This window comes from Nocardia jiangxiensis NBRC 101359 (assembly GCF_000308615.1).
GTDB classification, from domain to species: domain Bacteria; phylum Actinomycetota; class Actinomycetes; order Mycobacteriales; family Mycobacteriaceae; genus Nocardia; species Nocardia jiangxiensis.
In genome coordinates this window covers 86,001-112,249 of record NZ_BAGB01000027.1, presented here as the reverse complement: position 1 = coordinate 112,249, position 26,249 = coordinate 86,001, and the positions used below count along the sequence as shown (strand labels likewise).

The following is a 26,249-nucleotide window of genomic DNA, read 5'->3' as shown; positions in this document are numbered from 1 at the left end:
AGAGGTCTTGGACACCCCTTCCGACCAGCGGCATCGTAGAAATTGTCCAACCGCGCAAGAGAAAGAAGACGAACGAGATGACCCTCGAAGACAAGCGTGTGGTGCTCCTGGGCGGCACCGCCGGTATCGGCCTGGCCACCGCGCAGGCAGCGGCCGCGGCGGGGGCACGGGTCGTGGTCGTGTCCAGCAACCCGGACAACGTGGCCAAGGCACTGGCCCAACTCCCGGCCGACGCGCAGGGTGAGACCGTCGACCTGACCCGGGAGTCCGAGATCGAGTCGCTGTTCGCGCGCCTGGGCGCATTCGATCACCTCGTCTACACCGCGGGTGAATCGCTGGCGCTGTTCCCGTTGCAGGACGTGACGATCGATACGGCGCAGCAGTTCTTCCAGACCCGCTTCTGGGGTGCCTACACGAGCGCGAAATACGCTGCGCCGCATATCAATACCGGCGGTTCGATCGTATTGTCCAGCGGCGGCGCGGTGCAGCGGCCGATGCCGGGCTGGACGGTGTCGGCGAGTATCCTGGGTGCGATCGAGGCGCTGGGCCGGGCGCTGGCCGTGGAGTTGGCGCCGATCCGGGTGAACGTCGTGCGTCCCGGACTCGTGCGCACCGAACTCTGGCGGGAGTTTCCGGCAGAGGTGCGGGAGGAACTGTTCCGCACACACGGCGGCACATTGCCGGTCGGCCGGGTCGGCGAGGCGGAGGATCTGGCTCGCAGCTATCTGCATCTGATGGAACAGGAGTACGCCACCGGCAGCATTCTCACCGTGGACGGCGGCGGCGTACTCGTCTGAAAGATCGCTGCGACCGGCCGAAATCCGTGGGCCGGTCGAAGCGGGTGAAAACAATACCGGAAACACGCCGAACCGCAGTTCTGACAATTCACCGTTTCCCCTGGCACGCAACGGCCTAAACTGTCCGACCAGAACATGCGGAAAGCATTCGAGGTCGGGGAACGAGAAGAGAAACAGGAAAGGCGTTGCGCCCAAGGAGGTGTGGAATGTCGGAAACTGATCTTCGTCGTGTTTCGGGTCTGATATTGGCCGCGAGCATGGTGCCACTCGCGGTCGTTCTCGGAGCCGGACAGGCCGGTGCTTCACCTGTCGAACCCGCGGGAGCGCCCGCGCCCGCCGCACCATTCTCAGCAGTGCTCCCACAGTTCGGACAGGGCCGAACCCCCGCCTCGCTGCAGAGCGCCCTCGCTCCACTCACCCAACCGCTGGCCGGGATCGTGCCCCCGGATGTGCTGCCGCATATCGTGCCCCCGATTGCGCTGCCGGATATCGCATCCCGGTTCGCGCCACCGAAAATTACTCCCGCAGTGGCAGTTCCGAAAAACATCCCCGCCACGCCGAATATCACGCCGCCGGTTGCGGTGCCGAATATCGCGCCCGGGTTCGCGTTACCGAATATCGCCTTACCGAACATCGCACCCCCGGCCGGGCTGCCGAACATCGTTCCCCCGGGCAGGCTGCCGAATATCACGCCATCGGTCACCCTGCCGAACATCATCTCCTCGGTCACGAAAGCGGCGGAGAACGCACGGGTCGGCAATGCGGCCACGGCCATTCCGCTCGTCTCCGATGCGACGCAACCGGTGCAGACATTCTGCAGCTATATCCCGGCAAGTCCCGCCCGATGCAGCGCCACCGTCGTGGATGCGGGCCTCGGCGCGGCGATCGGGGCGGGTATCGGCGCTGGACTGAGCATCCCGCTGGCGATTCCGGCCGCCATGGCCGGCGCGGTGATCGGCGTGATCGCCGGAATTCCGTTCCTGCCCACCGGCCTGGTCGTCGGCCCGCTGCTCGGCGCGGCGGTCGGCGCTGCTGTCGTCGCCGGACCCGCGGCCGTACTCGGCGGGGCGATCGGGGCGGCCGTCGGAACGATCGTGGGCATCACCGCGCCCATCCCGGCGAAAGCCCCGCTCCCCCACACATCCGCCGCCTCGGTCCAGCAGACACTGCGACCAGCCGCGGTGCGCTGACACCGTCGGATCGATTTCGATCAGCTTTCGCACGGACAGGCCGACGACCCTCTGCCTCACTGATCTAATCGTGCGTTGAGGACGCGAGCGATCTTGGCGATCGCACCCGGTTCGGTCATCGCCAGGTGGGTGGCATCGATGTCGACGTTGGCGATACTGCCGGTGATCAGCGGCTCCCATCCCTGATGACCTGCCACATCGGGCCGGCGATCCCGCGTCGCGGTGAAGTAGAGCATGTCGCTGTCCACGACCGGCGGTTGCCAAGCGCCCGCGGCCCGTATCGACAGGTTGTAGGCGTCGGTGAGGCGTTCGATCATCTCCGCGTCGATGCCCACCCCGTCACCAAGATGCGTACGGATCAGTTCCGCGGCCTCTTCCGCGGTCGCATCGGGCCGCACGAAATCGATGCCCAGTACCGGGCCGAGGTTGCTGATCAGTTCTCCGGCCATGACGTCCGAGACCGACTCCTCATCGATGCCGTCCGCCTCGGCGTCCAGCACCGCCAGCAGCGCGATCTGTTCACCGGCGGCACGCATCTCCGCGGCGATGGCGTGGGCGATCAGACCACCCAGCGACCAGCCCAGCAGATGGTAGGGACCGTGCGGCTGGATCGCCCGGATCTCCTCGGCGTAGCGCCGGGCGATGTCCTCGATCGATCTCGGACCGGGGAGCTCACCACCGATCTGCGGCGCCTGGATGCCGTAGATCGGCCGACCGGCGGAGAGATATTCGCCGAGCGCGTGGTAGCACCACGACAGACCGGAGGCGGGGTGGATGCAGAACAGCGGAGGTCGCGTACCGGTGGTCCGGATCGGCAGCAGCACATCGAATCCCGAGGTGCCTGCGGCGGCGGCCTGACCCGAGCGCATCGCGGATTCGATCCGCCGGGCCAGATCGGCCGGGGTGGGGTCCGACAGCATCCAGCTGATCGGAAACTCGTAGTCGAGTTCCTTCTTCAGCTCGGTCACCACCTGCACCGACCGCAGCGAGTTACCGCCCATGGCGTAGAAGTCGTCGTCGACGCCCACCCGGTCGACCTCGAGCACCTGCCCGAAGATCCGGGCAACCACACCCTCCAGCCACGACGCGGGCTCTCGGAACTCCCCGACCGCAAGCACCGGATCCGGTAGTCGGGAGCGATCCAGCTTGCCCGACGCGGTGAGTGGCACCGTGTCCAGTGTCGTCAGCGTGGCGGGCACCATGTAGTTGGGCAGTTCGCTCGCCGCGTGCGCCAGGGCCGCTGCGGTGTCGATGGTGGAACCCGCGGCGGGCACGAGATAGCCGACGAGCTGAGCCCCGCTGCCGTTGGAACGCACCGCCGCGATCGCCCGTGCGATGCCGGGATACTCGGCGAGAACCGTCTCGATCTCACCGAGTTCGATGCGCAGGCCGCGCAGCTTCACCTGGAAATCGGCGCGGCCCAGGTATTCCAGTTCGCCGTCGGGGCGCCAGCGCACCACGTCGCCCGTGCGGTACATCCGCTGCCCCGCGTCGAACAGGTCGGGGATGAACCGTTCCGCAGTCAGGCCCGGACGCGACTGATAGCCGCGGGCGACCTGGGCTCCCGACAGGTACAGCTCCCCGGCGACACCGGGCGGCACCGGACGCAACCGCGAGTCCAGGATGTAGGCCCGGGTGTTCCACACAGGCCTGCCCGTCGGCATGCTTCCGTCGTCGGCTTCGGTCACCCGATGCGAGGTCGCGTGGACGGTGGTTTCGGTCGGCCCGTACAGATTGTCCAACTCGACCTCGGGCATGATCCGCCGCACCGCGGCCACCATCTCCGCGCCGAATGCCTCACCGCCGACGAGAATCGCCCGCAGCGACCCCAGCGGCTGCGCCGGCGCCGCGTCCGCGAACACCGCCAGCATCGACGGGACGAACGAGGTTACCGTAACCTGTTGAACAGCAATGGTTTCGGCGAGGTACGCCGGATCTCCGTGCCCGTCGGGCCGCGCGATCACCATCCGCGCACCGACCATCGGAGTCGCGAACAGCTCCCAGACCGATACGTCGAACGTCATCGGGGTCTTGTGCAGCACCACGTCCGCCGGTGTCAGCTCGTAGGCCGCACACAACCACCGCAACTGGTTCATCATCGAACCCTGCGATACCGCAACACCTTTCGGGCGTCCGGTCGATCCCGAGGTGAACAGCACGTAGGCGACGTTGTGCGGCCGCACCGGGGCGATCCGATCGGCGTCGGTGACGGGCGCATCGTCGAATCCGGACAGCTCCAGCCCGTCGAGGGTGGACAGCTCCAGCACGGGCGCGGCGGTCGAGAGCATGTACGCGATGCGCTCGTCCGGAAGGTCCGGATCGACCGGCACGTACCCGCCACCGGCGGCCTGTACCGCGTGTACGGCGGTGACCTGGTCCAGCGAGCGCCGCATTCGCAACGCCACCAACGACTCCGGACCCACGCCGCGCGAGATCAGCCAACGCGCGAGCCGGTTCACCCGCGCCGCGAACTCCGCGTACGTCAGCGACTGCTCGCCGCTGATCACCGCGGTGCGATCCGCATGCCGCCGTGCCGATTCGGCGAAGACCGAGGCGATCGTATCGTCGGCCGGTAGTGCTACTTCCGTCGAATTCCAGCGCGTCAGAACGGCTTCCCGCTCCTGCGCCTCGAGCAGATCCACCTCGTACACCGGCCGCGCCGGATCCGCTGCCGCGGCGTCGAGCAACCGCAGCAGGCGATCCACCGTCGCGGTCACCGTGGCGGCGTCGAACAGATCGGTCGCGTACGTCACCGCACCGTCGATCCCCGCCGGAGCACCGTCGGGACCGTAGGAGTCCGACACCGTGATCTGCAGGTCGAACAGGGCGATATCGGTGTCGGTCGTCAGGGTCGACGCCGACAGACCCGGCAGTTCGAACTCGGCACTGGCGAGGTTCTGGAATGCCAGCATCACCTGGAACAGCGGGTGGTGCGCGTGCGAGCGCACCGGGTTCAGCACCTGCACCAGCCGCTCGAACGGAACGTCGGCGCGGCCGAAGGCGGCCAGATCGGTCTCCCGCACGTGTTCGAGCAACTCGGTGAACGTCATCGCCGGGTTCAGCCGCGTGCGCAGCACCAGGGTGTTGACGAACATGCCGACCAGATCGTCGAGCTCGGCTTCACCACGGCCCGCGTACGGGGTGCCGATCGCGACGTCGTCGGCGTCGGCCAGCCGGCCCAGCGTGGCCGCGAGCGCGGCATGCACGACCATGAACAGCGTCGTGTTGTGTGTTCGCGCCACCGCCTGCAACCTCGCGTGCAGATCGGCGGACACGGCGAACGGCACACTCGCACCCGCATAGGTCTGCACGGGCGGACGCGGCCGGTCGGTCGGCAGTTCCAGCAGGGCAGGCAACTCCGCCAATTCGGTTGTCCACTCGTCGATCTGGGCGCGCAGCAGCGACTCGGGATCGTCTTCCGAGCCCAGTACCGCCTTCTGCCAGATCGCGTAGTCGGCGTACTGCACCGGCAGCGGCGACCAGTTCGGCGCTTCGCCACGCGTGCGCGCGGTGTACGCGGTCATCATGTCCCGCGCCAGCGGAACCAGCGAGGACCCGTCACAGCAGATGTGGTGCACCACGATCGCCAGCACCGATTCGTCCTGCCCCAGTTCGAACAGCCGGGCCCGCACCGGCGTCTCGATCGTCACATCGAACACCGCCCCGGCGAACGCCGACAACGATTCGGCCAGTTCGGATTCCGCGATCGAGACCACGGTGATCGGCGAGATGGCCGCCGCGACCGGAAGGACGACCTGGGACGGCTCGCCCTCCGAGTACGGGTATACCGTCCGCAGCACCTCGTGCCGGTTCAGCACGTCCTCGATGGCCGCGCGCAACGCGTCGAGATCGAGCCGTCCCGACAGCCGCAGCGTGATCGGAATGCTGTAGGCCGCCGAGTCCGGTTCGAGCCGGTTCAGGAACCACATCCGCTGCTGTGCGTACGACAGCGGAATTCGCCGCGGCCGCTGCTGTGCGGTCAACGCCACCCGGCCGGTGTCGGCATGCGATTCCGCGCGCGCGGCCAGCCGCGCGACGGTCGGCGCCTCGAAGATCATCGCCACCGGAATGGTCGCATCCAGGGCCGCGCCGATCCGCGCGGCGACCCGGGTGGCGACCAGGCTGTTGCCGCCCAGATCGAAGAAGTCGTCGTCGGCTCCCACCGGACCGCCGATACCCAGCACGTCGGCGAACACCCCCGCGACCACTTCCTCGACCACCGAGGCCGGAGCCCGGAACCGCTTGGCCTGGACCACGGGTTCGGGCAGCGCGGCGCGATCGATCTTCCCGTTGGGCGACAACGGAATCCGGTCGATGATCATCACCGCGGCGGGCACCAGATAGGACGGCAGTGCCTCGGACAGCGCCGCACGCAGCTGTTCGGCCGAGATGCTCGACCCGGGTTCGGGCACCACATAGGACACCAGCATCGCCGGACCGACACCCGCACCGCGGGACAGGGTCACCGCGTATGCCACGTCCGCACGCTCCCGCAGCGCCGCGTCGATCTCACCGAGCTCGACCCGGTAACCACGGATCTTCACCTGGAAGTCGTTGCGGCCCAGGAACTCCAGATCACCGTCGGAGTTCAGGCGCACCACGTCGCCGGTACGGTACATGCGATGTCCCGGCTCGGCGAACGGGTTCGCCACGAATCGCGCCGCACTCGTCGCCGCCCGGTTCAGGTATCCGCGCGCCAGCGCCGGGCCCGCGAGATACAGCTCGCCGGCCACCCCGACCGGCGCCGGCCGCAACCGGGCGTCCAGGACCAGTGTCTGCACACCGGCGAGCGGGCCACCGATCGTCGGATGCTGCCCCGGGCGCAGCCCGTTCGTCGACGTGGTGACCATCGTCGTCTCGGTCGGGCCGTAGAGCACCCGGAACTGCCGGGCGCCGGCGAGATCGGTTTCCGCCCAACGGTTCACCAGATCCGCCGGAACCTCGTCACCACCGGACATGACCAGGGCCAGATCGTCCATACCCGCCGGATCCACCGAGGCGAGCGCGGCCGGAGTCAAGAACGCATCCGTGACCCGTTGCGACCGCAGCAGCTCCGCCAACTCCTCACCGCCGTAGATCTGTGTCGGAGCCACGATGACCGCACCGGCCCGGCCGACCGCCAGCAGGATCTCCAGCAGCGAGGCATCGAACGACGGCGAGGCGAAGTGCAACACCCGGGACGTGTGCCGCCGTTTCGGAGCGCCGCCCAACGAGGAGACGAAATCCGCTGTGCCCGAATGTGTTACCGAGACCCCCTTGGGCACACCGGTGGATCCGGAGGTGAAGACCACGTACGCGGTGTTCGTCGCACGCAGCGGACGGCGGCGTTCGCCGTCACCGATCCGGCCACTCGCCGACGCGTCGATCCGGGCGGCGACCTGCGCGTCGTCGAGGACGATCCAGTCCACCGAATCGGGGATCGAGGCACGCGCCGAGGACACCGTAACCCCCAGTGTCGCACCGGAATCCGAGATCATCTGGGCGATTCGCCCGGCAGGATAGGCTGGGTCCACCGGCACATATACCGCACCTGTCGCGACCACCGCCCACCAGGACACGACCGATTCGATCGATCGCGGCACCGCGACCAGCACCGGGCTCTCCGGGCCCGCACCACGGGCGATCAGCAGCCTGGCCAGCCGGTTCGCGCGTTCGTCGAGTTCGGTGTAGGTCAACGTGGTGCTTCCCGAGACGAGGGCGACACCGTCGCCGTTCTCCCGCACGGCCGCGGCGAACAGATCCGGCAGCAGTTCGGGTGGCCGCTGCCGCGCCGCTACGCGCGCGCCCACCTGCGAGGTGAGCATCGAACATTCCTCGGCGTCCAGCCATTCGATATCGCCGACCCGGACGTCCGGATCGGTGGTGACCGCCTCCAGCACCCGCATCAAACGCGCGACGAATCCCGCCGCGGTCGCCTCGTCGAACATATCCCGCGCATAACTCATCATGCCCGAAATACCCTGTGCCGCACCGACTTCACCGGCATTCTCGGACAGGATCAGCTGCAGGTCGAACTGGCTCGCGCCGGTGTCGACCTCGGCCCGGGAAATCCGCACACCGGGCAGCGTGACATCCATCCTCGACATGTTCTGGAAGGCCAGGACCACCTGGAACAGCGGATGACGAGCCGGGGACCGCTCCGGATTCAGCTCCTCCACGACGCGCTCGAACGGCACGTCCGCATGATCGAACGCCCGCAGATCCGTCTCCCGGGCGCGCATCAGCAACTCGGTGAACGGCTCACCGATATCGACCCGGGTCCGCAGGGCGAGGGTGTTGACGAACATTCCCACCAGATCGTCCAGACCGGGTTCGCCACGTCCCGCGATCGGGGTGCCGATCACGATGTCCTCGCTACCGCCCAGCCGACCGAGCACCGTGGCCAAGGCCGCGTGCACGACCATGAACAGCGACGTCCCGTGCGCGCGGGCCAGCTCGAGCAGCCGCCCGTGCACCTTCGCATCGATGCGCACCGGCACCCGGCCACCCGACAGCGAGGCCACGGCCGGACGCGGCCGATCGGCGGGGAGGTCGAGCCGGTCGGGTGCGCCCGCGAGCGCCGAGCGCCAGAATTCCAGCTGTTCGGACATCAGCGAGGCCGGATCGTCCGCGGTGCCCAGCATCCGGCGCTGCCACCACGCGAAATCCGCGTACTGCACGGCCAGCGGCTCCCACTGCGGGGCTCGCCCGGCCAGGCGGGCGGCATAGGCCGCCATCACATCACGCGCCAGCGGGCCCATCGACTGGCCGTCCCCGGCGATATGGTGCACCACCAGTACCAGCAGGAATTGTGCTGTGCCACTGTCCTTCTCGGCGTCCGGTTCGAACAGTCCGACGCGCATCGGCACCCGCGTGGTCACATCGAATCCGCGCCGCACGAACTCACCGACCGTCTCGGCGACCGCATCGTCCGGGACGCGCATCCGCTCCACCGGCACCGCCGGCTCGTCGAGTACGACCTGTCGCGGCTCACCGGAGGATTCCGGATAGATCGTGCGCAGCACCTCGTGCCGGGTCATCACGTCGCCGAGGGCATCTGCCAGCGCCGCGACGTCCAGTTCGCCCGACAGCCGCAGCATCACCGGGATGTTGTAGGCGGCCGAATCCGGCTCGAACCGGTTCAGGAACCACATCCGCTGCTGCGCCAGCGACAGCGGCACCGGGTCGGGGCGCTCCTCGGGCACCAGCGGCAGCCGTCCGGCACCACCGAGAGTCGCCGCGAGCACGGCCAACCCGCCGACGGTCGGCGCCTCGAACACCAGCCGCACCGGCACGCGCACATCCAGCGCCGAACCGATGCGCGCCACGACGGTCGCCGCGCTGAGCGAATCGCCGCCCAGTGCGAAGAAGTCGTCGTCCGCGCCCACCCGCTCGACGTCGAGGACCTGCTCGAACGTCTGCGCGATCAGTTCCTCGGTCCCCGCGGCCGGCGCCCGGAATTGCGTTGCGGCGGTGACCGGTTCGGGCAGCCGGTCACGATCCAGCTTCCCGTTGGCGGTCAGCGGCACCTCGTCCAGCACCAGCACCGCCGAGGGCACCAGGTACGGGGGCAGCGCGTCGGTCAGTGCCGCGCGCAACTCCTGACCCGAGATCCGTGTCCCGGCCGCGGGCACCACATAGGACACCAGCACCACCGGTCGCCCGCCGTCGCTGCGCGGCACCGTGACCGCGTACGCCACATCCGCGCGCGCACCCAGCACCGCGTCGATCTCACCCGGTTCGACCCGGGTGCCGCGCACCTTGACCTGGAAGTCGTTGCGCCCCAGGAATTCCAGCGCGCCATCGGCGGTGCGGCGGACCATGTCGCCGGTGCGGTACATCTGCTGCCCCGCCGCGCCGAACGAGCAGGCGACGAACCGTCCCGAACTCAACCCGGTCCTGCCAACGTACCCGTCGGCCAGTCCCGCGCCGAACAGATACAGCTCACCCGCGACACCGTGCGGCACGGGCCGCAACCACGTGTCCAGCACCAGTGCCGCGACCGGCCCGACCGGCTTGCCGATCGTGATCGGAGCGCCGGGGACCAACTGGTCGCTGGCGGTCGCCCAGATGGTGCTCTCACTGGGACCGTACAGATTGACCATGGTGCGATGCGGCGCCCACCGCTCGACGAGCTCCGGCCCGACCGGCTCACCGGCCGTCGCCAGCACACACAGTGCGTCCAGGCCGTCGGGCGGCACCGTCGCCAGCGCCGAGGGCGTCACGACCGCGTGCGAAACATGTTCGCGCGCCAGCAGTTCCGCCAGTGCGGGACCGGCGTACACATCCGCAGGCGAGACGATCAGCCGACCGCCCGAGCCGTGCGCCAGCAACAGTTCGAAGATCGAGGCGTCGAAGCTCGGCGAGGCGACCTGCAGCACCACCGACCTCGGGCCGACGTACAGTATTCGCCGTTGCGCGGCAACGAGATCGGCCAGTCCGCGGTGGGTGACCAGGACGCCCTTGGGGGTTCCGGTCGAGCCGGAGGTGTAGCTCACCCAGGCGAGCTGATCCGGCCGAATCGGTTCGCCGCGTTCGGCATCGGTGATCGGACCGGCGGCAGCCGCGACCCGGTCACCCAACGGCTGCTCCTGATCCAGGACCAGCCAGTCGACGCCGTGCGGCAGCGAAGTCCGGCCGACCTCGTCGGTCACCCCGAGCGTGACCGTCGAATCCGCGAGCAGGAAATCGATCCGCTCCACGGGCAGGGTCGGATCGATCGGCAGGAATGCCGCACCGGTCTTCGCCACCGCCCACAGGCTGACCACGGCCGCGGGCGACCTGGACAACACGACCGCGACGATCCGCCCCCGACGCGCCCCGTGCCGCAACAGGATTCGAGCCAGCCGGGTGGACAGCTCGTCGAGCTGGCGATAGGTGGTGGCGACCCCGCCGTATCGCATCGCGACCGCATCGGGGTCGTCCGCGACGGCGTCGGCCAGAATCCGATCCAGCGTGCTCGGAATCTCGTGTTCCGCATCCAGTATCGGCCGCGACGGTGACGGCTCCTCGTCCAGCGACAGTTCACCGAGTCGCACCGACGCGTTCGCCGCCAGCCGGCACAGCAGCGCGACCGTGCGGTCGAGAATGCGCCGCGCCGAGGCGGTGTCGAATTCCCGGTCGTGGAATCGCAGGACGATCCGCAGTCCGCGCGCCTCGCCGTGCTCGTCCGGGACCGGTTCCACGACCAGGCTCAGCGGGTACGGCGTCGCGTCCACGCCGGTGAGTTCGTCCACCTGCAGACCGGCCGCGTCGACCAGCAGTTGCAGTGCGGTCCGATCGACCGGGAAGGACTGGAATGTGATCGCGGTGTCGAACAGTTCGGTCATACCGACGCTGCGGTGTATCTCGGGCAGGCCGATGTGGTGGTGGTCCAGCATGCGGGCGTGCCCCGCCTGGATGCCGGTCAGCAACTCGCGCACCGTCATCGCCGGTTCGAACTGCACGCGCACCGGAATCGTATTGAGGAACATGCCGAGCGTCTGCTCGACCTGCGGCAGCTCCGCGGGCCGGCCGGACACCGAGGCGCCGAAGATCACATCGGTCTCACCGGTCAGCATGCGCAGATTCAGTGCCCAGGCCGCGGAGACGACGGTGTTGACCGTGACCGCCGCATCCGCCGCCGCCAAGCGGAGATCCTCGAAACGGTCCGCCGTCAGCTCGGCCTCGACCTCCCCGGCGGAGACCGAACCCGTCGTGCCGGATCCGCGCGAGACCCTGGTCGGCGAGTCGACATCGGAGAATGCCTGTGCCCAGGCCGCTTTGGCGACAGAGCTGTCCTGCCGGCGCAGCCAGGCCAGATAGTCGCGATAGGACGGCGCGGGTCCGGCGGCGCCGATGTGCGCGGGAGATCCGTAGTAGTCCAGCAGTTCTCGCATCAGCAGCGGCATCGACCAGCCGTCCAGGATCACATGGTGATTCGTGACCAGCAGCCGGAATGATTCCGGAGCCAGCCGGATCAAGGTGAACCGGACGAGCGGAGGAGCCGACAGGTCGAACCCCGCCGCCGCATCCGCCGCGGCAATGCATTCCGGCGACGTCGCATCGTCGTCATCGGTGAGATCGATGTCCCGGAACGGGATCTCGGCATGGTCCAGCACGATCTGGCACGGCCCCGCCGAGGTCTCCACGAAGGCGGCCCGCAGGATGTCGTGCCGGTCGACCACGGCCTGCGCGGCGCGGCGCAGGCGTTCGGCGTCGACCTCGCCGGAGAAATCGATCGCCGTCTGAACCGTGTAGTCGTCCCCGGCGTCCGGATCGTACGTCGAGTGGAAGTGCACGCCGGACTGCATGGGCGACAACGGCCAGATGTCGGACAGACCGCTGTACCGCCGCTCGAGCCGATCGATATCCCGTTGTTCGAGTTCGACGAGCGCAGCGCCGTCGGATTCCCGGGGAGCCTGTGCGCCACCCGCCAGGGCGGCGAGGGCCGCAACCGTCTTGGCCTCGAACACATCTCGCGGGGTGAGATTCAGCCCGGCGGATCTGGCCAGCGCCACCATCCGCATCGACACGATGCTGTCCCCGCCGAGGGCGAAGAAGTTGCTGTCCGCGGACACCGTGTCGAGGTGGAGCACGTCGGCGAAGAGTTTCGCCACGATGCGCTCCTGCGGTGTGGACGGCAGCCTGCCACCCATCGCCTCGGGACCGAAGGCGCTCTGCTGCAACGCTTTCCGGTCGATCTTTCCGGTCGGCGTGCGCGGCATCCGATCGAGTTGCACGATCGCCGCGGGATTCATGTACCGGGGCAGCGTGCGCGCGAGCTCATCGGTCAGCGCCGGTACGTCCACCCCGGCAGCCGACGCGGAGACGACATAGCAGACCAGAATCGGTTCTCCCGCAGGTCCTTCCACCACGACGGTCGCGACGCTCGCCACATCCGGGTAATTGGCGACACGGGCGTCGATCTCCCCGGGTTCGATCCGCAGACCGTGAATCTTGACCTGCTGATCGGAGCGACCCAGGTATTCCAGGGCCGGACCGGTGCGACCGCGCACCCACCGCACCGAGTCACCCGTGCGGTAGATCCGCTCACCGGTGGCCGATCGCGGATCCGCGACGAATCGCGAGGCGGTCACATCCGGTCGATCGACATACCCGCGCGCCAAACCCGGTCCACCCAGGTAGAGCTCGCCGACGACACCCATCGGCACCGGCCGCAGCCACATGTCCAGCACCAGCGCGCGCACGCCGTGGATCGGACCGCCGATGGTCACCTGATCACCCGGCAGCAGGGCATCCGAACCGGTCGCCCAGATCGTGCTCTCGGTGGGTCCGTAGTGATTCATCAGCAGCCGCCCCGGGGCCCACCGATTCACGGTGTCCGGCCCGGTCGCCTCGCCGACGACCGCGAGGGTCCGCAGCGACGGGATCCGGGACGGATCCATGGTGTTCAGCACCGACGGGGTGATGATCGCATGGGTAATCCGTTGCGCCCGAATCAATTCCTCGAGATCGACGCCGCCGTACACCTCCGGCGGCGCGACCACCAGACCTGCGCCACTACCGTGTGCCAGCAACAACTCCGACACACACGCATCGAATCCCGGCGACGCGACCTGCAGCACCGTCGCGTCGAGACCCACGCCGAACGCCTCGGCCTGCGCCGCGACCAGATCGGCCAGACCCCGATGAGCGAGATGCACGGCCTTGGGCTTACCGGTCGATCCGGACGTGTAGATCACGTACGCGGCATTGTCGGCCGACAGGTCGCCCGCGGGCACAGCTGTGCCGGAAGCACGGACCGGCTCGGCCTCGGCGTCCAGCACCAGCCACTCGACGGTGTCCGGAAGTGTCTGTGCCACAGCACGTGTCGTCAGGCCCATCCGGGTTCGAGTGTCGGACAGCAGTTCCGCGGTGCGCGCGGTGGGGTTGTCGGGATCCAACGGGAGGAACGCGGCGCCGGTCCTGGCCGCCGCCCAGATCGCGACGATCAGTTCGGCCGAACGCGGAATTGCCACTGCGACAATTGATTCGGCACCGGCACCCCCCTCGGCCAGCAGCTGTGCCACGGCCTCCGCGCGCTGCGCGAGCTCCGCATAGGTCCAAGCGGTCGTCCCGGATCGGACGGCCACCGCATCCGGATACCGCCGTGCGGTTCCCCACAGGATCTCGCGCAGTACGGTTTCGGCGACCGGCTCGGCACCGCGCACCGAGATCAGTTCCGCGTGTTCGGAATCCGCAGAGCAGGTGACCGCGGCCACCTTCCGCGCCGGATCGGTCACGATCTGGGTGAGCAGCGACTCGAATCGTTCGAGCAGCACCCGCGCACGGTCCGGATCGAACCGGTCGAGGGCGAATTTCAGTGCCACCGTGTAGGTCCCGGACGCACCGTCGCCCGAATCGCCCGCCCGAGCCGACCGCGGCGGGGTCACCTGCAGGCTCAGCGGATACGGCGTGGCGTCGTGGGCGTCGATGTCGATCAGACGCAGACCCGCGTCACCGAGGTTGCGCGTCAACAGTTCCTGGTCGACCGGGTAGGACTCGAGCACCGTCGCGGTGTCGAACATATCCGCGATGCCGGTGACCCGTTGCAGCTCCGCCAGGCCGATGTGCCGATGTTCCACCATGGCGGCCTGTTCGGATTGCACCCGGACGAGCAGATCGGCGACCGTTTCGCCCGGATCGAGCCGCACGCGCACCGGCAGCGTGTTGACCAGCAGCCCGACCATGCGCTCCACATCCGGGATCTCCGGCGGACGCTGGGAGACGGTGTTGCCGAACACCACGTCGGACCGGCCGGTCAGGGCCGCGACCAACAGCGCCCACGCCACCTGCAGCGACGTATTGGCCGTGACGCCGTGCGAGCGGCCCAGGTCCGCGATCGCAGCGCTGGTCGCGGCATCCAGATCCAGGGTGACCTCGCCGTTGCGCACGGTCGCGGCCGGATCCGCAGCGGTGGTGACCCGCGTCGGGCTGTCGATCCCGGCGAGCGTGTCCCGCCACGCGGCCACGGTGGCCTCGTGATCGCGCTCCCCCAGCCAGCGCAGATACTCCCGATACGACCGCGGAGGCGCGAGTTCGGCAGTGTCGCAATCCGATGCGTACAGCGCGAGCAGTTCCTGGATCAGCAGGGGCATCGACCAGCCGTCCAGCACCAGGTGGTGATTCGTGACGATCAGCCGATACGCATCCGCTCCGGTGCGCACCAGGTGGAAACGCATCAGCGGCGGGCGGGCCGGATCGAACGCGGCGGCCTGCGCGGCCGCCAGGCGATCGAACGCCTCGGCGCGCTCACCGGCGTCGGCGATCTCCGCGACGCTCGTGGCATGCCATTCGACCGAGGCGTCGCGCGTGACGATCTGACGTGGCCCCTCGGCACTCTCGACGAATGCGGTCCGCAGACTGTCGTGCCGGTCGACGAGCAGCTGCGCGGCCCGCTGCATCCGCTCGCCGTCCACCGCACCGGTGAACGTCAGCGCCGCCTGCACGATATAGCCGTCGACGTCGTCGTCGGCGTAGACCGCGTGGAACAGCAGCCCGGACTGCAACGCCGTCAGCGGCCACACGTCGGTCATCGACGGGTATTCGCGCACCCAACCGTCGATATCGTCCTGGGACACCTCGACGAGCGGGAAGTCCGACGGCGTGAAAACCGGCGCGGTATCGGACCGCGCGTGCTCGGCAAGTCCGTTCAGCGCCTTCGTCCACAGCCCGGCGAGTTCGGCGACCTCGTCGTCCCGCAGAATTCGCGAGGCGAAATCCCAGGTCGCATCGAGATGCAGGCCGTCGGGCCCCGTCTCGGCGATCGCGTTGACATCCAGCACCGCCGGCAACGTCATCGCCGGATCGCTCGTCCCGGTCAGTGCGGTGAATTCGGTGGTCGGCGTCCAGGGCCCGGAGAGTTCGGCGGTGCCCACCCGACCGAGGTAGTTGAAGCTGATCTGCGGTTCGGGCAGGCCCGCGAGTTCGGCGCTGCCCCGGGGATCCAGATAGCGCAGCATGTCGAAGCCGATGCCGTTGTCCGGCACCGCTCGCAGTTGCTCCTTCACCTGCTGCAACGCCAGCCCCGCGGCCGCACCGCCCGCGAGCGCGTCGTCGAGGTCTATATCGGCGAGTCCGATCCGGAGCGGGTAGCGGGTGGTGAACCAGCCCACCGTCGCGGCGAGATCCGCGCCGGGCACGGCTCGCTCCTCGCGGCCGTGTCCCTCGAGCGAGATCAATTCGTCCGGGACCGCTCTGCCGTGCCGACGTCGCCACACGCCCAGCGCCAGGAGCAACGCCGTCAGCAGCGGATCGTTGGCGTTGCAGTGGAAACGTTGCGGAATGGTGGTGAGCACGGCGTCGGCGATCTCCGCCGGGATCCGCTGATGTACCCGGTCCGCCGATGCGCCGACATCACGACTGGGCTCCAGCGCGCGCGACCCGAGTAGCCGATCGCCTTGTCCGAGAACGTCTTTCCACATGTCCAGCTCGGCCGAGCGCCGGGCCGGCGCCTGCTCGACCAGTCCGTGCACCCACCGGCGGAACGACGTGGTGGCCGGGCCGAGATGCGATTCGCCGTCGTCGTCGGCCTGCGACCATGCCTGCGCGAGGTCGGCCAGCAGGATGCGCCAGGACACCGCGTCGACCGCGAGGTGATGGATCACCAGCCACATCAGGTCGGGCCGGGAATCGTCGTCGTCCTGCATCCAGACCGCCTGCACGAGAACACCTTCGGCCGGGTTCAGGCGATCGGCCGCCCGTTGCAGATGCCGGTCGATCTCGGCGTCGTCACGGTGTTCGAGCCGGACCTGCGCGAGCGCGGCGTCCGCGTCGACCGCACCCCGGTCGAGTACCTGGACGAACCCGTCGACCGACTGCGCGCCGCGCAGCACCGCGCGCAGCATGTCGTGGCGATCCAGCAGTACCCGCAGTGCGCGCACGAGTCCCGATCGATCGACCCCGTCGGGCAGCTGCACGAGTGCGGCCTGCGCGAACCGGTCGTAATGTCCGCGGGCGAGCATGGCGCGCATGATCGGGGACAGCGGTACCGCCCCCACGCCGCGGCCGGGAAACTCCGCCAGCTCCGGCGTATCGGACGCCTCGGTCGCGATGGCCGCCAGGCCCGCAACGGTCTTGTGCGCGAACACATCCTGAGTGGAGAAGGCCACGCCCAGGGACTTGGCCCGCGCCACCAGCCGGATCGACAGAATGCTGTCACCGCCCAGAGCGAAGAAGCTGTCGTCCGCCCCGACCCGCGGCACGCCGAGCACCTCGGCGAACAGCTCCGCCAGCAGCTTCTCCCGGACAGTGGCCGGTGCGCGGCCGACCGGCGCGGCGCCGAATTCGGGCGCGGGCAGGGCCCTGCGGTCGAGTTTGCCGAATGCGTTCGTCGGCAGGCTCGCCAACGGGCAGATCACCGCCGGAACCATATGCGGCGGAAGGGATTCGCGCGCGAAGCTCTGCAGGTCGAGCGGATCGATGCGGCGGCCGTCGACCGGGACCACATACGACGCCAGCACGGTCGCGCCGACGTTGTTGCGTACCGGCACCGTGACGGACAGATCCACATCCTCATGGGTGGTGAGGGTGTCGTCGATCTCCCCCGGCTCGATCCGGTATCCCCGGATCTTGACCTGAAAGTCGCTGCGCCCCATCAGTTCCAGCGCGATCTCCGAGCCTTCTCCGCTCCAGCGCGCGATATCACCGGTGCGATACATCCGCTCGCCCACGCGGCCGTACGGATCGGCGACGAACCGGGCGGCGGTCTCCCCGAACAGGTGGCTGTATCCCCGGGCCAGTCCCGGCCCGGCCAGATACAGCTCACCCGAGGTGCCCTTGGGCACCGGTTGCAGCGTCCGGTCCAGGACCATCGCCGAGACGCCCCGGATGGGACCGCCGACGGTGTGGGACCGGTCGGCCCGCAGCAGGGCGCCGATGGCGGTCACGGTCGTCTCGGTCGGCCCGTACTCGTTGTACATCGACAGCGACCGGGTCCACCGCTCGATGACATGCGGTGCGCACACGTCACCACCGACCACGACAACCTTCAGATCGGCGGCCTGACTCGGGTCCACGGTCGCCAACATCGTGGGCGTCAGCGTCAGGTGGGTCACGTGCTCGTCGGCCAGCAACTGCGTGAGCGGCTCGCCGCCGGTCACGTCGGGCGGCACGACCACCAAGGTGGACCCGTTCGCGAAACAGGTCAGGAACTGCTCCAGCGAGGCGTCGAAGCTGGGCGAGAGCGCATAGGACACCCGGGAGGTGGTGTCGACGCCGTAGGTTGCGGCGCGGTCCGCGATGAGGTTCGCCAGACCGGCGTGGGTGACCTGCACGCCCTTCGGCAGTCCGGTGGAGCCGGAGGTGTAGGTCAGATAGGCGATATTGGACAGTCGCAGCGGCCGAATCCGGTCATCGTCGGAGATCGGGCCGTCGGCGGCCTGGTCGCAGTCGAATACGGTCGCTTGGTCGTCGAGTTTCACCAGTCGAGGCGTCTCCGGGAGCCGCTCGGCGAGCGCGTCGATGGTGATCGCCACGTTCGCACCGCTGTCGGCGACCATGTGCGCGATCCGCTTCGCCGGATAGTCCGGCGACAACTGCACGAACGCCGCTCCGCATTTGGCGACCGCCCAGGTCGCCATGACCGATTCGACCGAGCGGCGCAGCAGGATCGCCACGACGGTGTCCGGCCCGCATCCCCGAGCGATCAGATGCCTGGCCAATTGGGAGGATTTCGCATCCAATTCGCCGTACGTCATCGATCGACCGGTCGAGGTGATCGCGGGCGCACGGTTATTTCGACGTGCACTCTCGGTCAGAATGTCCGGCAGCAACCGGGTAGCGACCCCGCCGGGCCCCCGCACGGGCAGCAGTTCGGACCTTTCCGCGCCTTCGAGCAGCGGGAGCTTGTCGACCCGATATTCACCGCCCCCGGCGAGGAACTCCTGCAGAAACATGAGAAACCGCTTGTGGTGGCCGGCGAGTTCGGCCGGAGTATACGCGCTCGGATTGCCCTGGAAATCGATATGAGTACTGTCCCGTCCCGCACCCGGATAGATATTGATGAAAAGATCGGCGGTAGGGCCCGATGTGAGGACATTGAGGCGGCCGGTGGTATTGCCCAGAACAACCTCGTTCTCGACCATCATGATATTCACGGCCGGTCCGAAGGATGCCGCTTCGTCACGCGCAATACCCATATCGTGGAAAATGTCTTCCTGCCGGTAGCGCTGCCGCCGGAGGGCACTGGTCAATTCACTCTGCGTACCGGTGATCACTTCGTCGACGGTGCGTCCGGCGACGCGAACGCGCAGCGGGACCACATTTGCCACCATCCCGCCGGAACGGCGCAGTACCGCGGAATGCCGCCCCGAAACGGGCAGGCTCAGCAGCACCTCGTCACTTCCGGTCATCCGGGCGAGGTAGGACGCGAAGGCCGCGACGATGACCGGAGTCACGCTCGTGCCCCGCTCGAGCACGACCTCGTCCAGCGCGCGCGCGGTGCGATCCGGCAACGGCGTGCTGATCAGGGTCGGATGGATGGTGGGCTTGTCCACGCGATCGGCCAGGCTCACCACCGGCGGCGCCGCGGCCAGATGTTCGGTCCAGTAGTCGCGGTCGTTCTCGAAACGCGTCGAATCCCGGTATGCGAGATCCTGTTCGACGACCTCGCCCAGATCTCGCGCGGCGGACGGCGCGGCCTGCTCGCCGGCGATCCACGCGTTGTACAGCTCGGTGATCCGGTGCAGCATGGTCACCGCGGCGAATCCGTCGAGCGCAATGTGGTGCGCGCGTTGATACCAGAGGAAATGGTCCTCACCTACGTGGTAGATCACGCTGACCATGAGGTCGTCGTGCAGCAAGTCCAGTGGCGCGGAATACTCTTCGACCATCATCCGGCGCGCCGTGGTGACCGGGTCGGCGTGCCCGCGCAGGTCCAGGACCGTGACCGGCGCGCCGTGCTCCTCGTCGACGAACTGGCGTGGCTCGCCGTCGACCTCGACCAGATGCAGGTGGCCGGACCCGAATTCGCGGCTGGCGGTCCGGCACGCCTCGGCGAGCAGGTCGACATCCAGCGCGCCGACGATCTCGACGTACTGGGCCACGGATATCGGTGACGACTCGGCGAGGTGCTGGGCGAACCAGATTCCCCGCTGCGCCGCGGTCAGCGGACGCACATCAGGGGACAGCCGTCCCCCGGCGATGCCATTGTTCGACTGGGGCATATCGATCTCCACTGATCTTCCATTTTCGCAACCGACGAGAGGGTTATGTTTCCGCAACAATTCCCGTGCCGACGCGATAGATGTTTGCAATTTGATAACTGCGATACATCTCCCCGCTCATGTACTACGGCACATCGCAGTCGACGCCCGTTCCATCGACTCACGCCGACAGCCCCGAAACCCGGACGGTTCAGTCATGCCTCCATCGTCGGACCATTCATGACCAGAACCCCAGGGACCAAGGTCACAAACGCAGGGTGTCGTTCGCCCTTCCCTTTCGGATGTGGCCAAAGAATTGCTATGTAACCGAGACGCTCGTTGCATGATGTCGCATGGCTATATGAACGGCCATCCTGCGCCTAGAACGGCAAAAACAGCTATGGTGCAGCTAAATGCGCTCTGAGAATCGCGGGAACGAAAACCAGCGTGAAACCATTCAGGTCTAAACCTCACTGTGACGTAGAGGGTTTCGTCGCATACCGGCAGCCACCGGACCGGCGCGACCCGCGAATCCCGGCCGATCAGAATGCCGATCCCCCGTCCGGGGCATGATGAAGGTTCCGATTCGAACCATCGAGGAGAATCACCCTATGCCCCGTATCGCTACCGCCGACCGTGTCGAACTGACCGCGCTGCTGGAGTTCCTGCGGCCTCGGCACCGTGGCGTACTGATCACCTCCCGCGCCGACGGGAGCCCCCAGATGTCACCGGTGACCTGCGGCGTCGATTCCGAGGGACGCATCGTGGTGTCGACCTATCCGGGCCGCGCCAAGACCGTCAACGCGCGGCGGGATTCCCGGGTATCGATCTGCGTACTGTCCGACGAGTGGAACGACGCGTACGTCCAGGTCGACGGACGCGCCGAGGTACTGGACATGCCGGAGGCGCTGGACGGGCTGGTCGACTACTTCCGCTGCATCTCCGGCGAACATCCCGACTGGGACGAGTACCGCGAGGCGATGGCCAAGCAGAACAAATCGTTGATCCGCATCCACATCGAACGCTGGGGCCCCGTCGCCACCGGCGGATTCCCGCCGCCGAAGGACGCCTGAGGCGTCAGGCCGGACTCTCGATCCGGTATTCGGCGATCGGCGTGCTCAGCGAGACGCCGTTGAGATCCAGATAGAGCACCCGCTCGGTGACCGATACGCCGAGGGTGTTGCGGCGGTCGAGCGCGGCCACGGCCGAATCGATCACGGCCCGCTCGACGCCGTACACCGGAATCTGCGCCGCACGGTGAATCCGCTTGCCGGACAACGCCGTCAACAGCTTGGCCGGATCGCGATGGGTGTACACCGCCACCCGATCAGCCGCTTTGCTGCCGCGATGCAGCCGATCGGCGTCGGGTGCGCCGACCTCGATCCACGCGATCGACCGGCCGCTGAGATCACGCACCAGCACCGCGGGCTCATCGCTCGAGGACACTCCACCGTCGCTGAACGCGATCCCCTCCTCGTACTCGAGGCAGTACGCCAGCACCCGCGTCACCATGAATTCCGCCGTCTCCGACGGATGCCGCGCCACCCGCAACTCGAAGTCGTCGTAGATCCCGCGATCCACATCGGCCAGTTGGACCGTGAACGTATACAGAGTTGCGCCGAGTGCCACAAGTCCCCGAGCCTAGCCCCCACCGTCGCGGGCGCCGCCCGACCGGGTCGCAGACGTCTCCAGCATCCTGCGTGCGCGATGCTCCGGCGGGATTACCGAACGAGCTTCTCGAAGCGAATCTCGCCGACGACCGCGTGCTTCGGATTCTCCTGTGGCAGCGAATCCACCGACCGGGTCGTCGTGCCCTGAGCGGTCCGAGTACGGGGCGCATACGCGGATTACTGCCCTGTGGGCCCTCGGAGGGGTTTCGCGTGGCTATCAGTGCGCGCCCGCGGTCGCCGGTTCCTTCGGACGGGTTGTGGGGGTGGCGGTTTCCTTCTGCGTGGTTGTCACGCTTCGGGTTTCGGTGGGAGATGTGGTGGTCGTCGGCGCCGGAGTTTCCGAGGTTCGGGCGACTTCGGTTGTCTTGGGCTCGGTGGTCGCCTTCGGCTCGGTGGTTGTCGTGGTGGGCGCGGTTGTCGTGGTGGCCGGGGCCGTTGTCGTCGTCGGGACGGCCGAAGTTGTCGTCGTCGTAGGAGTTGTCGTCGTCGTAGGAGTTGTCGTCGTCGTAGGAGTTGTCGTCGTCGCGGGGGTCGCCGTGGTCGTCGGGGCGGCCTGGGTTTCGGCGGCGGCCTTGTAGGCGGCGGCGACGTCGGTGGAGGTGGGCTTGGAGGTGGTGTCGATCTGCTTTCCGGCCTGGGCCTGCTGGGCCAGGTGGGTGAGCCAGGCGGCGGCGTATTCGGCGGAGGTCAACGGCTTTCCGTCGGCGGTGCTCGAATCACGCCAGTAGTCGAAGTGGTGCCCGGTGCCGTTCGGGCCGAGGGTGAGCTGGTACGGATCGCTCAGGATCACCGGAATCGTGTTCTGATTGGTCACGATCAGCCCGACGACCTCGTTGAGCACCTTCTGCGGCAGATAGGCCAGCGGGGCCAGCTGATCGGTCGAGATCGACTGTGCCGGAGCGGGATCCGCCTGCTGCTGTCCGGGCTTGTACTCCGGGTCGGACACCTTCAGCAGCACCTGGAGCAGAGTTTCCTTGCTGGCCATCCAATTCGGCTGGGACCGGATGTACTCGAAGGCGTTGTAGCCGATGCGAGCCAGCACCGTCGCGACGTCCTGCCCGGTCGCGGGGGTGAGCCCGTCGGCCTGCAGGGCGTCCACGTTCAACTGCCGCCCGACATTGGCCGCCAATTGCAGCAGCGAGATGTTCTGTGGCGCCGCGCACGTCAGATCGCCCTCCGAGCAGAACGAGGCGACCTTGCCGTCGAGCGAACCGAAATCACCGCTGTTGTCCGGCATCGCGCCCTGACCGGAGATCGGCGTGGTGCCGTTCTGATACTTCTGATCGAAGCCATCGGGGTTGCTGTAGGGATTCTGCGCACCGGGGAACGGACCGTCACCCGCGGATCGACCCGAATCGGCGAGGATCACCACACCGGTCACGTTGGCCGGATCCACGATGGCGTACGAGCCGTCCTTCGCGGGCTCCTGATGCCCCACCTGCGTGGCCACCCGGCGCACCACATCCGCGCCCTCGCTGTAGCCGACGATCGCGAATTTCGTTGCGGGACAGGCCTGTTTGATCTGCTCCATCACCTTCTCGGTATTCGCCACGCCCGCGTTCACCGCGTCCTCGTAACTGTTCATGTTCGCGGGATAGGCGATGTAGACCGCGGCGTACGAGCCCGGATCGACCTTGCCGTTCGGCGCGTTGACCACCGGGTCGACCCACTGGCTGTGATAGTCGTCCGACAGCGCGGCGGGCAACTCCTTGCCGTCCGCCCCGACCAGCAGTTTCGTCGTGCTCGCCGACGGACTGTCGTTGCGCCCGGCGACCGAGATGGTCACCATGTCGTGACAGTCGGTGACCGACGCGATCAGCCGCGGCGCGGTCGTGCGCGGACCGGCGTCCGGCAGTACCGCGACCGCGACGGCGACCGCGGTGCCCAATATCGCGGGCGCGGCGACCGCCGCCGTAATACGATGGCGCACAACGAATTTACGTTTGCGTGCCCAGAATTCACGAGACGACATGCCCGATCCCCATTCCGAAGTGACGAGTGGAGGAACAGGCCTCCCCGAGGACCATGTGCCATACGGAACGTCGTCACGGAAGCGCCGGGCGTTACGAGGACTGGACAATCGACCGAAATCCGGATGCCCGCGGGATGCCACGATTCCTGTCGCACCCCTGTGGCATCGTGTGCTCCGCACGCACACCCCCGACCCGGTGCCGGATCGACAGCCGAGCCGGATGTCGGGCAGGATGTACGGCGCGGGACAGGCAACTGGAGGGAGCTCGAGCACATGCTGCGGTTGATCATCGGTGTTGCAGCCGGGTACATACTCGGCGCGAAGGCCGGACGGGTCCGCTACGAGCAGATCAGCAAGACCACGCGCGCCATCACCGAGAGCCCGGTCACCCGCAAGCTCGTCCAGGTCGGCCGTCAGAAGCTGTCCGACAAGCTCAGCACGCAACCCAAGCTCGAGCCGATGGAACCGATCGACGAGCGCACCACGGTCCTGGTGCCGCACGATCAGCTGCGCGGCTGAGCGCAACCTCTCGGCCGCGCGTCAGTTGACCGCGAAGTCGCCCGAATTCCCCATGGCCTGAGCCTGCAGACTCCTGCGGTACTGCTCGAGCGCGACCAGATCGCCGAACAGGGCCATGTACGCCTCGGACTGCTCGGTCGAGGAGATGCGCTGCAGCTTCGACTTCAGCTCGGCGACCTGACGGCCCACCCACGCCTCCTGGGTGCGCGCGAGCACGCCGGTGATGAAGCGCTGGACGTCATCGATCGATTTGATCGGCAGCGGCAGTGCGGCCAGTTCGGAGACCAGTGCGCGCAACGTGAGATCGTCGGTGTGATCGGCGACCCGGGCCACCCATTCCGCGCCGCCGATTCCGGCGGCGGTTCCCCCGGCCTCGGTGATCGCGGAACGCACGGCGAGGTAGGTGGGATGCGTGAACGCCTCGGGCTCGATCGCGTCGAACGCCGGACCGGCCAGCGCCGGATACTGCAATGCCGCGGCCAGCGCCTGACGTTGCGGCAGCAGCGTGGGATCGTTCGGATTCAGCGGCGCCGCCGGGCGTTCGGCCGCGGGCTGCGCCGCCGGAGCCTCGCTACCGGACCGACGGCCGGCAGCCGCAGCCCCGTTGCCCTGGGCGCGATTGCGCCGCGCCTCGTCGCCGACCCGGCGCACCACCATCTGGATGTCGTCCCAGCCGATCCAGCCCGCCAGGCGCGTCGCATAGGCCTTGCGGGTGGCGTTGTCGGTGATCTGGGCGACCACGGGCACCGTGCGCCGCAGCGCCTCGACCTGCCCCTCCGCGGAATCCAGATCGTATTGCGCGAGATAGCCCTTCACGATGAACTCGAACAGCGGGATCCGGCGCGCGACCAGATCCTTCAATGCCGCATCGCCCGAATGCTGCCGCAACTCGCACGGATCCTGGCCGTCGGGCGCGATGGCGATATAGGTCTGCATGGCGATCTTCTGATCGCCCGCGAACGCCTTCTGCGCCGCGGCCAGACCGGCCTCGTCACCGTCGAAGGTGTAGATGAACTCACCGCTCATCCAGGTGTCGTCCATCAGCAGGCGGCGCAGCAGCGACAGATGTTCGCCGCCGAAGGCGGTACCGCAGGACGCCACAGCCGTCTTTACCCCGGCCATATGCATCGCCATCACATCGGTGTAGCCCTCCACGACCACCACCTGACGCCCCTTGGCGATCTCCCGCTTGGCGTGGTCGAGTCCGAACAGCACCTGAGACTTCTTGTACAGCAACGTCTCCGAGGTGTTGATGTACTTGGCGGTCATCTGATCGTCGTCGAACAGCCGCCGCGCGCCGAAGCCGATCACCTCTCCGCCGAGGTTGCGGATCGGCCACAGCAGCCGCCGGTGGAACCGGTCGATCGGCCCCCGCCGCCCCGGCTTGGACAGGCCCGCCGCCTCGAGTTCCTTGACGGTGAATCCCTTGCGCAGCAGGTGTTTCGTCAGCGAGTCCCAGCCGCCGGGCGCGTAGCCGCAGCCGAACTGCTGCCAGGCGGCGGCGTCGAAATGCCGATCGGTGAAGTACTTCCGCGCGGTCTCGGCCTCGGGCTCGCGCAACTGCGCGATATAGAACTCGTGCGCGGCGGCATTGGCCGCGACCAGCCGCGACCGGGTGCCGCGATCGCGCTGCACCGAGGTCCCGCCGCCCTCGTAGTTGATCTTGTAGCCGATCCGGTCCGCCATCTGCTCGACGGCCTCGACGAATCCGACGTGCTCCATCTTCTGCAGGAAGGCGAACACATCGCCGCCCTCACCGCACCCGAAGCAGTGGAACAACCCGTGATTGGGCCGCACATGGAACGACGGCGACTTCTCGTCGTGGAACGGGCACAACCCCTTGAGCGAATCGGCCCCCGCCCGCTTGAGCGCGACGTACTCCCCCACGACATCCTCGATCCGCACCCGCTCACGAATTGCCGCGATATCGCGATCAGGAAGTCTACCGGCCACGAGGTCCGAGTCTAGCGGGCCCGGAATACGTACAACTCTCCGCG

At 67.9% G+C, this 26,249-nt stretch carries 8 protein-coding genes; 4 read left to right on the top strand and 4 right to left on the bottom strand.

Annotated features, from left to right (window positions below; translation table 11 throughout):
- Window positions 1-77: 77 nt before the first annotated feature.
- Both ON40_RS08960 and ON40_RS48030 read left to right on the top strand, forming a co-directional pair.
- Window positions 78-797, top strand: a complete 720-nt coding sequence (locus ON40_RS08960) for an SDR family oxidoreductase (RefSeq protein ID WP_040820524.1) — start codon at window positions 78-80, stop codon at window positions 795-797.
- 206 nt (window positions 798-1,003) lie between these two features.
- Complete coding sequence (locus tag ON40_RS48030) at window positions 1,004-1,987, top strand: hypothetical protein (RefSeq protein ID WP_157186240.1); 984 nt, start codon at window positions 1,004-1,006, stop codon at window positions 1,985-1,987.
- Between the two features lie 56 nt (window positions 1,988-2,043).
- Here the strand turns inward: ON40_RS48030 and ON40_RS08950 are convergent, their stop codons facing one another.
- Entirely contained in the window at window positions 2,044-20,112 is an 18,069-nt protein-coding gene (locus tag ON40_RS08950) for a non-ribosomal peptide synthetase (RefSeq protein WP_051192869.1), read from the bottom strand.
- A gap of 590 nt (window positions 20,113-20,702) precedes the next feature.
- On the opposite strand from ON40_RS08950, the gene ON40_RS08945 reads away from it, so the two are divergent.
- Window positions 20,703-21,164, top strand: a complete 462-nt coding sequence (locus ON40_RS08945; protein ID WP_040820770.1) for a PPOX class F420-dependent oxidoreductase — start codon at window positions 20,703-20,705, stop codon at window positions 21,162-21,164.
- 4 nt (window positions 21,165-21,168) lie between these two features.
- On the opposite strand, the gene ON40_RS08940 is transcribed toward ON40_RS08945, so the two are convergent.
- Window positions 21,169-21,720, bottom strand: coding sequence for a YaeQ family protein (locus tag ON40_RS08940; RefSeq protein ID WP_040820522.1), 552 nt, complete (start codon window positions 21,718-21,720; stop codon window positions 21,169-21,171).
- 258 nt (window positions 21,721-21,978) lie between these two features.
- Window positions 21,979-23,733 (bottom strand): cutinase family protein, encoded by a 1,755-nt coding sequence (locus ON40_RS08935; RefSeq protein ID WP_051192868.1) that lies wholly within the window; start codon window positions 23,731-23,733, stop codon window positions 21,979-21,981.
- 273 nt (window positions 23,734-24,006) lie between these two features.
- Between ON40_RS08935 and ON40_RS08930 the strand changes: the two genes are divergently transcribed.
- The gene (locus tag ON40_RS08930; RefSeq protein WP_040820519.1) at window positions 24,007-24,252 is read left to right on the top strand and encodes a hypothetical protein; all 246 of its coding nucleotides are present in this window, start codon (window positions 24,007-24,009) and stop codon (window positions 24,250-24,252) included.
- Between the two features lie 21 nt (window positions 24,253-24,273).
- Here the strand turns inward: ON40_RS08930 and dnaG are convergent, their stop codons facing one another.
- Window positions 24,274-26,205 (bottom strand): DNA primase, encoded by a 1,932-nt coding sequence (gene dnaG, locus ON40_RS08925; RefSeq protein WP_040820518.1) that lies wholly within the window; start codon window positions 26,203-26,205, stop codon window positions 24,274-24,276.
- Between the last annotated feature and the right edge of the window lie 44 nt (window positions 26,206-26,249).

Bases quoted from the DNA above. Each gene is read 5' to 3' on its own strand.
- ON40_RS08960 (WP_040820524.1), top strand. From the start codon at position 78: ATGACCCTCGAAGACAAGCGTGTGGTGCTCCTGGGCGGCACCGCCGGT.
- ON40_RS48030 (WP_157186240.1), top strand. From the start codon at position 1,004: ATGTCGGAAACTGATCTTCGTCGTGTTTCGGGTCTGATATTGGCCGCG.
- ON40_RS08950 (WP_051192869.1), bottom strand. From the start codon at position 20,112: ATGCCCCAGTCGAACAATGGCATCGCCGGGGGACGGCTGTCCCCTGAT.
- ON40_RS08945 (WP_040820770.1), top strand. From the start codon at position 20,703: ATGCCCCGTATCGCTACCGCCGACCGTGTCGAACTGACCGCGCTGCTG.
- ON40_RS08935 (WP_051192868.1), bottom strand. From the start codon at position 23,733: ATGTCGTCTCGTGAATTCTGGGCACGCAAACGTAAATTCGTTGTGCGC.
- ON40_RS08930 (WP_040820519.1), top strand. From the start codon at position 24,007: ATGCTGCGGTTGATCATCGGTGTTGCAGCCGGGTACATACTCGGCGCG.